The organism is Geovibrio sp. ADMFC3, assembly GCF_054687035.1.
Genome location: NZ_BAAFZG010000002.1, coordinates 2,880,851 through 2,894,880, shown reverse-complemented (window position 1 = coordinate 2,894,880; position 14,030 = coordinate 2,880,851). Strand labels below are relative to the sequence as shown.

General features: G+C 42.9%; 19 protein-coding genes. All 19 read right to left on the bottom strand.

The genetic code is table 11. The features are described 5' to 3' along the window. Window positions 1–459: 459 nt before the first annotated feature. The 19 genes from ACYRYY_RS14115 to ACYRYY_RS14025 all read right to left on the bottom strand — a co-directional run bounded on the left by ACYRYY_RS14115 (window position 460) and on the right by ACYRYY_RS14025 (window position 13,981). Window positions 460–2,655: an SNF2-related protein gene (locus tag ACYRYY_RS14115; protein ID WP_460216236.1), complete on the bottom strand. Its 2,196-nt coding sequence runs from the start codon at window positions 2,653–2,655 to the stop codon at window positions 460–462. Window positions 2,656–2,658: 3 nt separating this feature from the next. Next, the gene (locus ACYRYY_RS14110) at window positions 2,659–3,174 is read right to left on the bottom strand and encodes a hypothetical protein (RefSeq protein WP_460216235.1); all 516 of its coding nucleotides are present in this window, start codon (window positions 3,172–3,174) and stop codon (window positions 2,659–2,661) included. Window positions 3,175–3,183: 9 nt separating this feature from the next. Further along, window positions 3,184–4,212 (bottom strand): DUF6094 domain-containing protein, encoded by a 1,029-nt coding sequence (locus ACYRYY_RS14105; protein ID WP_460216234.1) that lies wholly within the window; start codon window positions 4,210–4,212, stop codon window positions 3,184–3,186. A 68-nt stretch (window positions 4,213–4,280) separates the two neighbouring features. Next, window positions 4,281–4,577 (bottom strand): hypothetical protein, encoded by a 297-nt coding sequence (locus ACYRYY_RS14100; protein WP_460216233.1) that lies wholly within the window; start codon window positions 4,575–4,577, stop codon window positions 4,281–4,283. A gap of 78 nt (window positions 4,578–4,655) precedes the next feature. Next, window positions 4,656–4,973, bottom strand: a complete 318-nt coding sequence (locus tag ACYRYY_RS14095; protein WP_460216232.1) for a hypothetical protein — start codon at window positions 4,971–4,973, stop codon at window positions 4,656–4,658. After that, on the bottom strand, window positions 4,966–5,178 hold the full coding sequence (locus ACYRYY_RS14090) for a hypothetical protein (protein ID WP_460216231.1): 213 nt from the start codon (window positions 5,176–5,178) through the stop codon (window positions 4,966–4,968). The genes ACYRYY_RS14095 and ACYRYY_RS14090 overlap by 8 nt, the downstream gene beginning before the upstream one ends. A 94-nt stretch (window positions 5,179–5,272) precedes the next feature. Continuing rightward, complete coding sequence (locus ACYRYY_RS14085) at window positions 5,273–5,881, bottom strand: hypothetical protein (protein WP_460216230.1); 609 nt, start codon at window positions 5,879–5,881, stop codon at window positions 5,273–5,275. Window positions 5,882–6,124: 243 nt separating this feature from the next. Next, window positions 6,125–7,549: a hypothetical protein gene (locus tag ACYRYY_RS14080; protein ID WP_460216229.1), complete on the bottom strand. Its 1,425-nt coding sequence runs from the start codon at window positions 7,547–7,549 to the stop codon at window positions 6,125–6,127. 9 nt (window positions 7,550–7,558) lie between these two features. Beyond that, a complete protein-coding gene (locus tag ACYRYY_RS14075; protein WP_460216228.1) occupies window positions 7,559–8,659 on the bottom strand; it encodes an AAA family ATPase in 1,101 nt (366 codons plus the stop codon). A gap of 236 nt (window positions 8,660–8,895) precedes the next feature. Beyond that, on the bottom strand, window positions 8,896–9,027 hold the full coding sequence (locus tag ACYRYY_RS14070; RefSeq protein WP_460216227.1) for a hypothetical protein: 132 nt from the start codon (window positions 9,025–9,027) through the stop codon (window positions 8,896–8,898). 86 nt (window positions 9,028–9,113) lie between these two features. After that, a complete protein-coding gene (locus ACYRYY_RS14065) occupies window positions 9,114–9,656 on the bottom strand; it encodes a hypothetical protein (protein ID WP_460216226.1) in 543 nt (180 codons plus the stop codon). 10 nt (window positions 9,657–9,666) lie between these two features. Continuing rightward, on the bottom strand, window positions 9,667–9,900 hold the full coding sequence (locus tag ACYRYY_RS14060) for a hypothetical protein (protein ID WP_460216225.1): 234 nt from the start codon (window positions 9,898–9,900) through the stop codon (window positions 9,667–9,669). Between the two features lie 135 nt (window positions 9,901–10,035). After that, window positions 10,036–10,221: an anaerobic ribonucleoside-triphosphate reductase gene (gene nrdD / locus ACYRYY_RS14055; protein WP_460216224.1), complete on the bottom strand. Its 186-nt coding sequence runs from the start codon at window positions 10,219–10,221 to the stop codon at window positions 10,036–10,038. Beyond that, entirely contained in the window at window positions 10,214–10,537 is a 324-nt protein-coding gene (locus ACYRYY_RS14050; protein WP_460216223.1) for a hypothetical protein, read from the bottom strand. The genes nrdD and ACYRYY_RS14050 overlap by 8 nt, the downstream gene beginning before the upstream one ends. Next, on the bottom strand, window positions 10,534–10,809 hold the full coding sequence (locus ACYRYY_RS14045; RefSeq protein WP_460216222.1) for a hypothetical protein: 276 nt from the start codon (window positions 10,807–10,809) through the stop codon (window positions 10,534–10,536). The genes ACYRYY_RS14050 and ACYRYY_RS14045 overlap by 4 nt, the downstream gene beginning before the upstream one ends. 74 nt (window positions 10,810–10,883) lie before the next feature. Next, complete coding sequence (locus tag ACYRYY_RS14040) at window positions 10,884–11,753, bottom strand: hypothetical protein (RefSeq protein ID WP_460216221.1); 870 nt, start codon at window positions 11,751–11,753, stop codon at window positions 10,884–10,886. Window positions 11,754–11,833: 80 nt separating this feature from the next. Next, window positions 11,834–12,016, bottom strand: a complete 183-nt coding sequence (locus tag ACYRYY_RS14035; RefSeq protein WP_460216220.1) for a hypothetical protein — start codon at window positions 12,014–12,016, stop codon at window positions 11,834–11,836. After that, window positions 12,016–12,768, bottom strand: a complete 753-nt coding sequence (locus tag ACYRYY_RS14030) for an ArdC-like ssDNA-binding domain-containing protein (RefSeq protein WP_460216219.1) — start codon at window positions 12,766–12,768, stop codon at window positions 12,016–12,018. The genes ACYRYY_RS14035 and ACYRYY_RS14030 overlap by 1 nt, the downstream gene beginning before the upstream one ends. 250 nt (window positions 12,769–13,018) lie before the next feature. Then, on the bottom strand, window positions 13,019–13,981 hold the full coding sequence (locus ACYRYY_RS14025) for a hypothetical protein (RefSeq protein ID WP_460216218.1): 963 nt from the start codon (window positions 13,979–13,981) through the stop codon (window positions 13,019–13,021). Window positions 13,982–14,030: the final 49 nt, after the last annotated feature.

Here is a 14,030-nt window from a genome sequence, read left to right as displayed (position 1 = left end):
TTTTGTCCGGACAACAGACTGAAACAGTTTTCTGGCATAAATTTGTTTGCGTTGTTCTTGGTTTTTAATGCCGGCCGTCTCAGCCCATATTTTTTTCATCATTTCAGAAATGATTGCGTGTCCCATATATTCCTCCTATCTGTTTTTGGTGGGCAACCCATAGAAGGCATGAGAAAAGGCTGGAGGCAGACCATCACCTTTTCAAGTTCACGCCCTCTATGGGGTACCCACGACAAATAGGAGGTTTAAAGGTCAGCACCCAGATGAGTGCTGACCAGTTTTTTAGAGTCTATTAATCGTTATGGTTGAAACGATTAAGCATTTTTCTTTCATATCGAAATAAGCTTGCGCCCTTTCCATACTTTCGAAATATTTGACGATATGCTTACCGCTTCTATAAAACAACTCAACTTTCCACATACTCTTTCTCCACTTTAAGCTCTTTAATTACATCGAGTCTCATACTGCGGCCTCCAGAAGATCAAATACACTATAGAATGACACAACCTGACCTTTTGATTTGACTTCCGTCATAGGTATTTTCGACGAAACGTCCTCAAGCGGAACTGGTTGCTTCTTGTTCTCGGCATACTTGTATTTGCGATACTGGCTAAGGTCTGTATCGCTATGCTCAAGGAGCTCTCTCGCAAGAGAAATGGCCATGGACTGATTATTTGAGCTCAATGAGACTAATCCGTCATCGGACAAATCTCCTTCCAACACAAGAGAAGTTTCAAGCTTTTGTGCAGTCAGACTCAATGCTCTTTCCTGCATCGTGTCTTTATATGCCATATAAATAACTCGAACTTCTCTTGTTTGTCCCAGTCTCCAGGATCTGCGAGACGACTGGCGAAGAGTGTAAATCGAATAACCAGTCTGGTAATATATAATTGTTGGAAATTCCAGCAAATCCAGACCAGTTTTAACGAGATTTGGGTTACAAATCATTGCATCAATTTTCGGATTAGTCCTTAATTGTGACTTCACCCACCCTTCTCTTTTTCTCGCAGGAACAGATGATTTAAGTATGATGTTTTCTATACCGTGAGATGATAAGATACCAGACAGCAAGGGCTGTATATCTCGTTTCCCTGTGTTCTCAAGGTATATCAAGACCTTTCGTCCTTCTGCTTTTTCAGCATTGATGATGTTTAGCAGCTCCCGCTCTTTGGGCAAAAGTCCATCACCTCCAGGATGATATTCTTCGGTTGATGCGGCGACATAGCCTCTATCATCTGGATCTGTAATTTTTTCGCCCTCTCTCATTCTGTCGGGAAGTGAGAGGAGTGAGTTAATCATAGAACCAAGAAATCTTGAGCGCCCAAAACCACCATTGACAAGTGATAGCATTTGGTCTTCAAATTTTCTATAGATGCCAGCCTGCTCCGCATCCATGTTCACGATATTTACCATTTCAGTAAACGGTGGCAATTCCTCTGACATCTCCTCAAGTTTCAAAAAATATGTTACCTCAAGAAGAAAATCCGGAATGAGAGAAGGAGATATCCCCGGTCTCTCTTCTGTTCGCACCCCTTTACGTTTTCTTATGGATGCAACAGGTCCCGCATCAACAAAAGTCTCAATCGTCTCAAGAACTCCGTAGTCCTTAATAAATTCAGAAACGGAGTTCCTTCTATATCCTTTCTTTTCCATTTTTTCAGGGAATAGACGATATAAAAGGTAAAAGAGATTACTCGCATAACCGCCACTTAATGTACCGGTTAGGCACAGTACCTTTCTTGAAAGGCCTGTAATCAGAGCCATCGCTTCTCCCTGAGCCGTGTCACCCCCCTTCAGCTCATGCACCTCATCGAATATGGCCAAGTCGAGCTTGACCTTCTTCTTATTAAGGAACTTCGCTATAGCATACCTGCGGTAGTCCGCCGGAGCATAAAAGGTGGTTCCGCATGTTCTATGCTTACCTGAAGAGACTTTTATTTTTCCTTTGCAAAAAGGCTCCTCCTTCGCATCATCCAGCGAGACAGGTTCTCCGCAATGCGGGCAACCTGTATATCTACCGGAGTTGGTAACATACTCTGCAAGGGACAGCTTCTGAGTATAATGAAGTTTGGCTGTCTCCTTAGACAGTATCCATACTTCATTACCTTTTGGCTTTCCTGTTGCGATATCATTTACAGAAGAGAGGATTTTTGCTTTTACGCCTGGTACGACCTGCATGACCTCTCTTTTCCATTTTTCAACAAGATGAGAGGGGCACATTACCAGCGTCCTGAACCCTTTTTTGTGCTTATTTTTTTGAATGAGCCCATAAATTACGGCCGCAGAGATCTGGGTTTTACCTGTTCCCATTTCTCCCACCATAAAAAGAGCTTTATGATGCTTAAAACCTTTAAGCATAGCCAGTGAGGCCTTGTTTTGAGGTTCATAAGAGAGCCTATTAAGCCTCTTGAGACTGTCTCTAGCCATAAAGTCCTGAGGGTCTTCATTGCTGTTATCATAAAGCGGCTTCATTTTGCTTAATGCAGTCGCTTTAATTTTCTCTCCATGCTGAGAGAGAAAATTACTTATTTTGATTTCTTTGTCGAAAACAAGAGCCATTGTATCCTCCGCCCCGCTTTTTTTCGCAGGTAATCTTAAACGGAGGCAGACTTCTCCCCTTGCGGGGGCGTCTACCCCCGCAAGGGTTATCTTCATAAACTACGCTGCTAAAGCGAGCCTATGTCTGTTTTCTTTTAAAAAAGCGACCAGTTCATCATCTTCAGGAAAAACAAACCTGAATGCCTTCTCAATACCAAAAACCTGACACTCTTTGACTGTAAAAAGTGTCGAGAGGTCATTGATCCATCCGGGCAACAACGGTATATCTGTTATCCTGTCGAGCACAGTGAACGACTTCTGTACAGCCTCATCGTAAGAACCCATAATAATAGGGTACTTTGCAGCTGAACTGATAATCTCTGAACTGAAGATGATAGTGTGCGACAATGCCCTTGATAACTGCACTTGCCTACGGAAATAGCTTGCTCCATCATCTCTTTTCAACGGTATCTCATCGCATGTAATAACATTTTTTTCGATGAGAAAGCCTGCTGTAATGGCTTTTACAGACTCTTGCGAGCCGTAAAGAGAGATAAAATGGGTGTGCTCATCCATAATAAAGGCATCGCAAAAGCAGTTTGTGCCACCAAACTTAACGTTCTTATAATTTTTCATCCCTGCCTCCTAAGCAATTTTGACAAGTTCACCTGTTTCAAGATCAAAAGCATTGATAATGACTTGATATTGCTTAATGCTTCTTCTCTTGTCCCCTTCATCCGTTGTTTTTTGATATGAGTTTACCCTGCCCTTCAGAACAAGATTCTCAATCCGGTCATTCATGACACCGCTTGCAAGCAGCATAGCAAGATGACCTTCAGAAAGGTTAGATAAAGGGGTTATAGCGCCCCGAGAATGGGGATTGAACTGACTGTCAATTTTGTCAAGAAGGTTATACAAGCTTGATTTTTTAACGCTCACAAGAGCCTCTTCAGGATCTATGTGTAACGATTCAAAAATACTTACAGCCGCTTTTGCTTCAACAGTAAAGATTTCGTTTATCTCTTCTGTTGTAGGGATAAAGTTTTTTAAAGAACCGTAATCATCTCTGGCCCTTTTTATTATAGACTCAAGAAAACTCATATTTTTTCTGAGTCTATCAAAATGCTTATTATTTCCCTCTCCAGAGACTACCTTTCCGATAACAACTATCTGCTTATACAGAAAGTCTTCTTCAGGGAAAAGGAAAACCCTAGGTTCCTCGATCCTTTGAGAGAGGAGCTTGTACATCCACTGCAAGGAATATATGGGGATGATCAGAACCAACCACCCGTTTTTCCTCACCGCAGACAGATTCTTTTTTAAAAATCTTGTTTCAGTGCGTGTTACTCTCTCATCACTCTCCCTTATATCATAATCGTAAGGGGGATTGAGAAAAAGCAAATCGAAATTACCTTTGAGGTGAACCTCATTGACAGAGTCGCAATTCAACACAACATCAAGTTTTTTTGAAGCTGAGCTAAAGCGCTCATAGTCCAGTTCAACACCGTATGTGATGGTCGTTGAAGGAGCGAGCGCTGCCAGTGCGCTTCCGTCACCGCAGCATGGGTCATAAATTTTTGCAGTGGGTTCAAATCGAAAAGCCTTCAAGTGTTTTATTATGTTTAGGGGCGTAGGGTAGTGCCCCATTTTTAATTCTGACCGAAGTCTAGCCATTACAGATACCTCCTTTCCATAACCGGAGATATCGCCCCTGCCGGGGAAATATCCCCAGCAGGGTTATTTTAAAGTTTGTCTTTACATTGAATGATAGCCTTGTCTATCGCGCTCCAGTTAACGCCTATGTCTGCATCAAAGTTTTCAGTAATATACTTATCCACAATGCGGCATTTTCCATCAGAAGGCTCGTACCCCAGGACGTTTAAACGATCGGCAATATCCATTAGGGTGAAGGAGCTTTCAAGAGAAGAAGTGGAAACTTTGAGATTATTAATCTCTTCCTCAAGTTCTCTTACAACACCTCTTAGCCTCCGGATCTCTTTCATGCGTTCTTCAGCTATTTCTTCCCATGACATTGACATATTATTATCCTCCGTTTGATTCAGGAGGAACCATAAGCCCGCATGCGGGGCTTTTTGCTTCCCCGCAGATGGGTATGGTTATATAGTTGTTTCTATTTCATCAATTTCTAGTTTCTTAAATGAATCTCTGATCCTCATTATGTGATAGCAAACGAAATTTTCAATATCGATGCGAAGACCACTTCCTTTGTCACTACACTTTCCACAATTTTCCTTTGTACAAATGGCGCAACCTATTAGTTCGCTTTGACAATGAGGACATACTGCATGCGTACTGTTCATTTCAACTTCTGAACTACAATTAGAGCAGTATTCCCAAAATGGTGGAAGTTCTTGTTTTGCTTCAAGGTCTCCTTCACTAACTTCTAGGATTAACTTTACAATAAATTTAGGCATGAAATCTTCTCCCTGAAGGTAAATAACCCTGCTTTTTCAAAAAGTCATTAAACTGCTGAAGCTCTTTGGGAGTTAGATCGAATACTACTATTGTAAGATTTTCTAAATCTGTCTCGTATTCCGTGCCTATTTCATGGTCAAGAAATTTATTTACTGTCTTAAATTCATCGTAAGAGTTGCAGTTGTGTTCTATAGCGTCATACATAATATCTCCTTAGATAATCTATTCCACAGAAGACGCAACTACCTCCTGACGGAGAACTGAGCGTCCTCCATCGGAAGGGGTTATTTAGATTTCATCAATAAACATGATACGAAACATTCCCGTACTTATCGTACCCGACGTAAGCGAAGTCGTCCTCAATGGCCTTGGTGAGCATTTCCGCAAGAGAGGCTTTGTCTCTCTTGCTGCCGACCTCATACCCTTCTTTTTTCAGCTCCCGTCTGTAGAACAAGAGCTTAGAATATGATTCGCACTCAATCCATTTCGGCAGGAACCACACCTCACACCAAGTATCTGCATCGTGATGAGGCACATGAAGGTCAAAATAGCCTTCTTCATGAAATTCAACAGACCAGTGAAGGTCAGCATGGTGGATCAAACCACCAGATGCCTTTTCAAGAAGCTCTCTGACACTGCTGTCACGAAGATCGACTAATTTAAAGCCGCTTCTTCCGCGCCAGTCGGTATTACTGGCAAGAGATACAAACATCCCGTATCTCCAGCCAGGGAATCGCTGGTTGAGCTCATAAGCAATTGAGTCCTCTAAGTCATCAATAGCGAGTTCAAAGAGGTAAAAATCCTCATATAGAGAATCTCGCTCCACCTCTTCTCCTTCAGAAATGCGGTACTCAACTTCTGCGTCCACAATGGAGTTAACATCGTATGTATATTTTACTGTTTCCATCTTATCCTCCGCCCCGCTTTCTTTGGCGGGTAATTTTTAAGCGGAGGCAGACCTCTCCCCCTTGCAGGGGCGTCTACCCCCGCAAGGGTGTGTATTACATATAAGTTACAACAGCGTTGAGGGCACAAGCAAATGCCCAATATAGGCATTGCTTTATGTTACCCTCTATGCCACACATAATAGCCGAGAGAGCCATCAGAATGACCAAAAGAGTTGGGAAAATTAATGTTTTCATTTCTGCCTCTATCTAATCCTTCTTAAAAGCTCATCAATAAGTTCTTTGAGAGAGCTCTTAATAATCGTTCTATCAAACCATCGTTCCAGATTGACATTTTTTGTTCCGACATAGAGTCCGAACGTATAGATCCCTTCGCTTGCCAGACGTTTCTTATCCACTGGTTCATCACAGATATCCCCATCGGTGAAAAAGAAATTGTAATCGGCACGCTTTAACAATGGTTTAGTTAGATTGATTGTTCCGGCAATGTTCTCGGCGCTGCCGTTTGCAGGAATAGAAAGGATTTTTTCTTCAGAGACAGGAAACTTAACTGTTTCCGTTACCCCTTTTGTGCCCTGCACCTGAGTAAGGATCAATTGACCTTCGATCTTTCCAGAGTTTGCCAAGGCATTCAAAATGAGAGCAAATGCGCGTGCATTCGCAATAGGCGTACCTCCCATTGAACCAGAAGTATCAACAATCAGATTGATTGTTTTTTTGTCTGGTTTCTTGATAATTTTCTTACGGTAGAGTTTATCGGATGTTCCGTTTAATCCCCGCAGACTTAATCGTTTTTGTGACGATTCAGTTGACAGATAGCCTTTACGTTCCTGAAAAAGTTTTGCAATAAGTGGCACATACTTTTCATAACCGTCTGCTGCACCGCCCCTGTTTCTGTCACTCATGATTTTACCAACGGAGAATGACGTTAGAGCAATATCATCTCCTATGTCATCCGATTCAGGAGCCTCGAATATGTTTTGAGATTCCTGCTCCATCCTTTCTGCTTCTTTCGAAGAGAGGATATCTTCTGACTGTTGCTCGTCCGGCTGAAAATGGTCTCTGGAATCCGGAAACTCTTTACACCAGTCCAAGAGGACGGGTCTGAGTTCCTCGGATGTCTTACACGCTATTATGCGCGCGAAATAACCCGAAACATCTTCCTCCAGATCCAGTTCTACCAGTGTTCCTTTTCGGAGCTCTACTAACTTTCCCCTGTCTCCACCATAATATTTGAGGAGATAAAGAATGTTTTCTGGAGAAACATGCAGATCACCCTTTTGCAAACAACACTCCCACTCAAAATCCTTGTTGAAAATACGGCGAAACTTTTCTTCTATCCGTACGTCCTCAAAAAGATTGTAAAGCCGGAAGGGAACATCATTTGTCTTGCACCATTTATCTGTACCTTCGATATCCTTCTCTGTCCAAAGACTGTGAGATATTTCGTGATACAACATGGCTCTGACAAGCTGTTCCTGCTTTGCAAAAAGGGCTAACCGAGAAACATTGGCTCCAACGAATATTTTATGCTCCCCAGGAGCGGGCTTGAAAGCCCAGCTCCAGAAAGCTGTTTTGTGGCTGGGATGCACTCCCACACTATACTTCTCTAAGGCGAGCATGTCCTCGAAGAGGATCTCACGCCATATACTTTTGACAATATTAATCATCGAAGCGCCTCAGGATACAAAAGATGGGAATGTGTCTCCGATCGCCTTTTCAATAATGTGCATCTGTTCGGGTTCGGGATACCCTTCGGGAGTTCTCTCGACCCAAACAAGAGCCATATCAAACAGGTTTTCGACCAACTCTTCTTCGTTCATGGACAGTTCAAGAACTTCTTTCAGATGCCTAAGATTGAGCACCTTGGATATCTGTCCTTGTTTACGCAACCTCTGGAAAACATCGTAAAAGGACATCAGCCCCTTTACTAATTCCTTTTTGGTCTTTCCGGCAGCATTGATAAGGATTTTCTTGATTTCATCTCTGTTATTATCCTTACGGATAATCCTGAAACGATCTGCAAGAGCCTCATCAAGCTCGTCGACTTGGTAACCGACGCCGACATTAGTCGTGCCGACAGCCCACAGGTTTTCGCAACTCACTGTAAGAGTTTCCTCAACAGCCACGCCATTTTCGATCCCGACAATGTTACCAGTACGTAGAACGTACTGATTTTCGGAATTTGGCGTGAGAGCAGCAACAAGGATGTTCAGCTCTCTTGAAGGAATGCGAAGCATCTCATCAATAAAGAGAGCGGTTTTTGTTCCAGCGGTTGCTTTACGAAAAGCTGACGCCAGAGGACCATCTTTCCAAATTAAGTTATCCTGAAACTTTACGAGGTGTCCGAGGAGGTCAATGCTTTCGACCCCTTCATGACCACCGATGAATTCGCAAGCAATCCCTTGTGATTTGACATATTTGTCAATCTCATAGGTTTTACCGCTCCCCTTCTCGCCCTCAACAAGCACATGCTTACGGAAAGCATATTTCTTGATTTTAAGCAGGAAGGGTGATTCGGTATCGCTTTCCACATTCTTGGTGGCGATTAGACAAAAATACTGTTCCTTGAGACGGACTATATCCTCCATAAACAAACTCGCTATTGTCCTTAGCCTATCCGTACTCTTCCCAGGAAGAGTAGGATATTCAGAGTCATTCAGCCACTCTCCAGTGCGGATAAGCAGATTTTCAAAATCGGAGGCGGACCCTTTTGAGGGCCATTCAATCGCTTTGCTTTCGGCGTAGTGCTGAATTTGCTTTTTATTCAGCTTCAGCATTTCATGATCCGATATAAGCCAAAAAAGGCTTCCATCAAAAACAATTGCTGTGAAATACCAACAATTATTCCTAGCGAAGCGTCGCACATAAGCGAGACCAAATCCACCGTTTTCCAGGGGTAGGATCTCTGCTTCCCTGCAATCTGCTGGGCAATACCTATACCTGCGAGCAGACGCCATTCTGGACTTTGCCTCTTTCCATAATTCGAATAATTTTTCTTCAGTCAGCGGTGAATTCATGCCGCCTCCTTGCCGCTGATCGTGGCAATTTCCACTTTAAAGAGCTTTACAAACTCTTCTTTACGGTTTTCTTTATTTTTTGTTTTTGCCCAAAGAGTTTTGAGCATCACATCTGTTATTTTCATCATGTCCTCCGTCCTGTTTTTTTTTGCAGGAATTCTTAACGAAGGGCAGACTTCTCCCCGGAAGGGAGATAGTCTCCCTTCCGGGTTCTTTACGCTGTTTTTTTCAGCGTTTTCTGAGTTTTCAAAAAGGCTTTTCTCTCTTTCTCATCTCCAATAAACCCATAGAGCTTATTGGCCTCTTCTTCTTTTGAGAGGTATTGAGATACAGGAGATTTATGTTTCAGTGCCACTCCTTCAGGAGTTTTTCCTATTTCCCAGTAAGCAATTAAATCTTTCTGGGTCACGATGCCGAAACACTTTTTAAGCCCTTTCATTCCGCTTTCTGCGATTGGGCATTCATCACAGAAGCATTGTTTAATTTCAGTATGTGAGCCGCAGTCCTGAAAGACTTGCGTTCGAAAACTCACACACTCCACCTGGTATAAAGAGTTACCCACGTACCTGCCCTGTGTGATAAACTCTCTGATTTCAAGTTGTTCACACGCCTCATCAACAAGCTCTTTAATAAGAGCCTCTGAAGCACGCTTAGATTCGGCTACTTTAATAACCAAATCTAAATCCAGGGGTTTACCTCTTTTTTTGGCATTAATCAAATGCCTTATAGCCGTCTCTGTACGGCTATGACGAGTCATAAAACACCGCCTAGCCGCAAGCTGCATAACCACAACTGTGGCACTTGCGGCACCCCTCTTCTATTGCAAGGGATGCGCCGCATTCGGGGCAAGCGCCCTGTGCTCCATGTGTTACGGTTATTTTTTTGATTTCTTTGATTGGGCCGAAGTTTTCAGCCACTTTTTTCAGAAGCTGTTTTGCAACGTCCATTGAAGGGTAAACAAATGCCTTACCTGTCACGGTCATAACCATTATTCTACTCATTTTATTCCTCCTGTGCCACGAATGGCTTTTTTCTGTTCTTTTTTTTGGCTTGCCCACCAAAAACAGACAGGAGGAACAATTATCCCCCGACAGGGATAGGTTCCCCCTGCCGGGTGGGTCATGTATTAACGGCTGTTAACGGCCTGGATGAAATTCGTAAACATTTCTGTTATCAAATTCTTCCTTTTTACCCTCATTCCAATGGCTTACTGGGCTGTGATAGCCGACAACCCTGCTGTAAACATCGCAAGTTGTGCCTTTAACGCTTTCAAGCTCTTGTTCCAGTTCTGCAATACGATTTCTTATTTCTGCCTCACTCATCAAAAGCCTCCTTGAAGAAAAAAGGCAGAGTGTCTACACTCACATAGTGACCGTCGTCATGAATGACAGCAGTCATCTCTATACTGGCATCATCCACGTTAAGGATGACTTCGCCTATCTCGCTGGCATACACATACTCCGTATTAAATACGACATCAGAAACAGGAATAACTGTTTCAGCAGAGACTGCGTATTTATTCTTTGCAACAAAATCACGAACTGCTGCAATATGTGAGCATGCCTCATCAGAAAGGGTTAAAATAAACTCCGCTGCTTCGTCATGAGAACCGGAAAATTCTCCTATGATTTTTATCATGCCGCACCACCGACTTCGTTCTCTTTCGTTACAAGCTCTTTCCTGTTAAGCGATACGATTGCTTCCCAGATGATAGAAAAGCCTGCGATGAACTTGAGAAAATTCTCATAGTTACCTACGAAGACCCTCTCCCCTGCTCTTGCAAGCAGGTAGGTGGTGTGCAGCGCATGCGCCTGATGGCTGATTTTGAGTTTAACCCCGAGACGTTCAAGTGATTCGACCATCTCAGCAACATTGATGTCGTGAGGGGTTCTATTTTTCTTTGAGTCCATTATTGCTCCTTACCGGAAAACGGACTCATCCCCCGGAAAGGGGTGAAAGCCCCCTTCCGGGATATCTTAGTTATTTAATTTGCGATCTCATCGATCATGTTTTCTACCATTGCCGTCCAATCATCATCCGGATAGTTACTGTAATAGCCATCAAAACCAGCTATGACATGCTTGGCAACAGTCAAAAGAAACTCAGTTGAGTTTTCTTTTCCTAGTGCTTTAATTACTTTTTTAAGATCCCCCAGTTTGAGCTGAGTTTTCTCAAATAACTGTTTTTCAGTAGAGCAGATCTCTGTGTCAGCAACCTTATTGATGAAATATTGGACCATCAGTGACCAATCATCATCAGGGTTGGTTTTCTGATACTCAACCTGTCCTTCGAGGACAGCCCACGCATAAGCAAAAAGTGCCACTTTGTCATAGGGCTGCCTTAAGCTTCTTGCGATATTGGTCAGATCATTAAAGTTAACCCAGCCGTAAGTTTCTTCTTCTAACTTATCGTTGAGGAGTAATTCTCCCTTCACAACTTCCGTTTCGTTGGTGCCGAATTCAGCGGTGTCATTTTTCATGGTTCCGCATTCATGGCACTCGTCCTCATAATGCGAATGCACATAGACATCTGCGCATGAGCACCCCCAGAAACCTTCCACAAGAGATTCATCTCTTCTGGCTTCTATGAGAAGTGGAATAGGAAGTCCGGTTATTTTAGTCAGGCAATCTTTGCAAACCATAAATTCATTAAAGAATTCATCTTCACCGATACCTAATGTTAGCTCTCTGCCAGCGAGAAGTTCAGGATACTGTTCTCCGAAATTGGACGGTTTATCAAGCATCTGAAACGGAATCTCCACTGTTATTTTTGAGAACATATTTTCTCTATTAGCTCCTGTTATGTTTTTCCCGCAAATGTCACAGGAAAAAATGGTTGTTGTGTTAATAGCCATTTTAGCCTCCATAAATTATTCATGGGGACACTTATCTCCCTGTGGGAGAAGTGCCCCACAGGGTTATGTTTTTTTTTTAACTACGCTTGGGTATAAATAGACACAAGCTCTAAAGTGAGTTCATCAACCTGATAGCCATCACCTAGAAGTTCAAGGACAGCTTTTACGATTTCCCCATCATCAACAGGGAAACCTGCACGTTTAATGATCTCTTCTTTTTTCTGAACCCAGTATGAAATTGTTTGAGTTATTTCTTCACTCATTATGCTGCCGCCAGTAATTTTGCCTTTTCAGCAAAACCCCGCGAGAGTTTGCCGGCTTCATTTGCCAACGCATAAAGATACGTTGGTTTTTCCTCGAGCCGTTCAAGCCACTTTTCAGTGAGCTCAATATCCTCCTTGGCCGGAATTGTCTGAGTCAAAAAAGATGCTCCCAGAAGTGAGATTAATTTTCTGTCGAAATAATCTCGTTCGCTTGAGAGATCTTTTTCAATCAGTCTCCTGACCTCAACAGCGGGGAGATCGATCATGTTTTTGATTATTGGCGGAAATTCACCGGTATCGGCAAAAGATGTCTGCTCAACATTAAAGCAGACAAATCTCGTGATAGGTGTATCTTTTTTGAGAAAAATCGCAGTAGGGTCTTTCTCTTTGGCTTTCAGATCCGCTTCCTTACGAGAGTCGCAATATACTTTGAATTCTCCGCCATTCCCTTTGTACTTATAAGAAACGCTGAATTTAAAGCAATGTGTGCCGGTCTCCCCTTCATTAACGAAGCCATTAAGCGCCTCAGCCTGTTTGTAGGTCAACCATCGGTTATTTAAATAACGATCCTTAGCTGCCATAGCCAAGGATAATTGGTTATAACCTTGGTATACCCCGCCAGTAGAGGCGTTCTGGTGTCCTTTCAGGAATTGAGGTTCTCCCTTTGCCACCGAACTTATGAAATCATAAGCAATCTCTCTTATGATTTCATTGGTATTCTTTTTCGGTTCTTTTTCTTTTGTTGATTTCATCTTATCCTCCGTCCCGCTTTCTTTTGCGGGTAATTTTTTAAACGGAGGCAGACTTCTCCCCCTGCGGGAGCGTCCACCCCCGCAGGGTCTATTTAGTTGCAGCTTTCCGGCAGATGGTTCCCCGGCTTTACAACTAACGCCGCGCCGTAAAATGCGCGGAATCCTTTAACAACATCTTTCTTTTTCTCGGGTTCACACTGAATTACAACCAGAGGTTTACCCGTTGAGTCGCAGAGTGTATATGTTTGCATCATATCACCTGCACATAAGAGTACGAGTCCCCTATATCCTTGAAGTCATCAAGGGAGATGTCTATATTTTCTCTCTTGATATAATTTGCCAGCGCAGAGATATTAAGCTTCTTTACACCTTTTTTCTTCACATACTTCAAAGTGTGTTCACCGGCAATGCCGGTTCTGGCGTTTGCAGACTGCATGAATTCCTGAAGCTCTGTCTTTACGCGCTTGGCCTTTTGTTCTGCGTCCTTAAATTTTGCCAGCAGAATAACCTTCTCTGTCAAAGACCGAGGGAGTTCTATGACCTCTCCTTTCTGTAGAGCAGGGCAGCCTTCTTTATGAGGGCATGAAGAGCAATAAAACTCTTCTTCGCCTTCGGGCTCTTCGTTATTCTGAATAGCGAGCGCAAGTTTGTCTGCCCGCTTAGCTGACACAAAGTAACGAGCTTCTTCGAACTCGAATTTAAATGTTTTCACGTAACCGCTATTTAAATTGATAGCAATTACATATCCCCTGACTGTTTTATCAGGGTATTTTTCTTTTACTTTCCCCATCTGGTACTGAATCTGATTGACCCAGCTTTCATAGGGTTCGGTTACGTCTGTACTCGTTGTTTTCGTTTCAAGAACAACAAGTTCATCTTTTCCGAACACCAGAAAGTCGAGGTGTGCCTTGACAGGAAAACCTGTCTCGGTTGTTGACTCTATCTCGCACTGACTTTCGTACTTTAATGAGATGAGAGTTGATTCGACGATCCTCTCAGCCATATGGCCTCGAGAAAACTGGATCAACTTCTTAACGGGGTACTCAACATCGGAAAACTTATCGAGATAAGCTTTCCTTAAACACCCTGCGATGTCAGAAGCGCCAATATATGTGCGCCTGTCGCCGAGTGTTTCGAATGTCTGCTGCTTTGCTACTTCTGAGAGTTTTTCAGAGAAATACTCCATGAAATCTTTTTTTTCTTTAACTACCATTTTGTCCTCCGCCCCGCTTTCTTTCGCGGGTAATTTTTAAGCGGAGGCA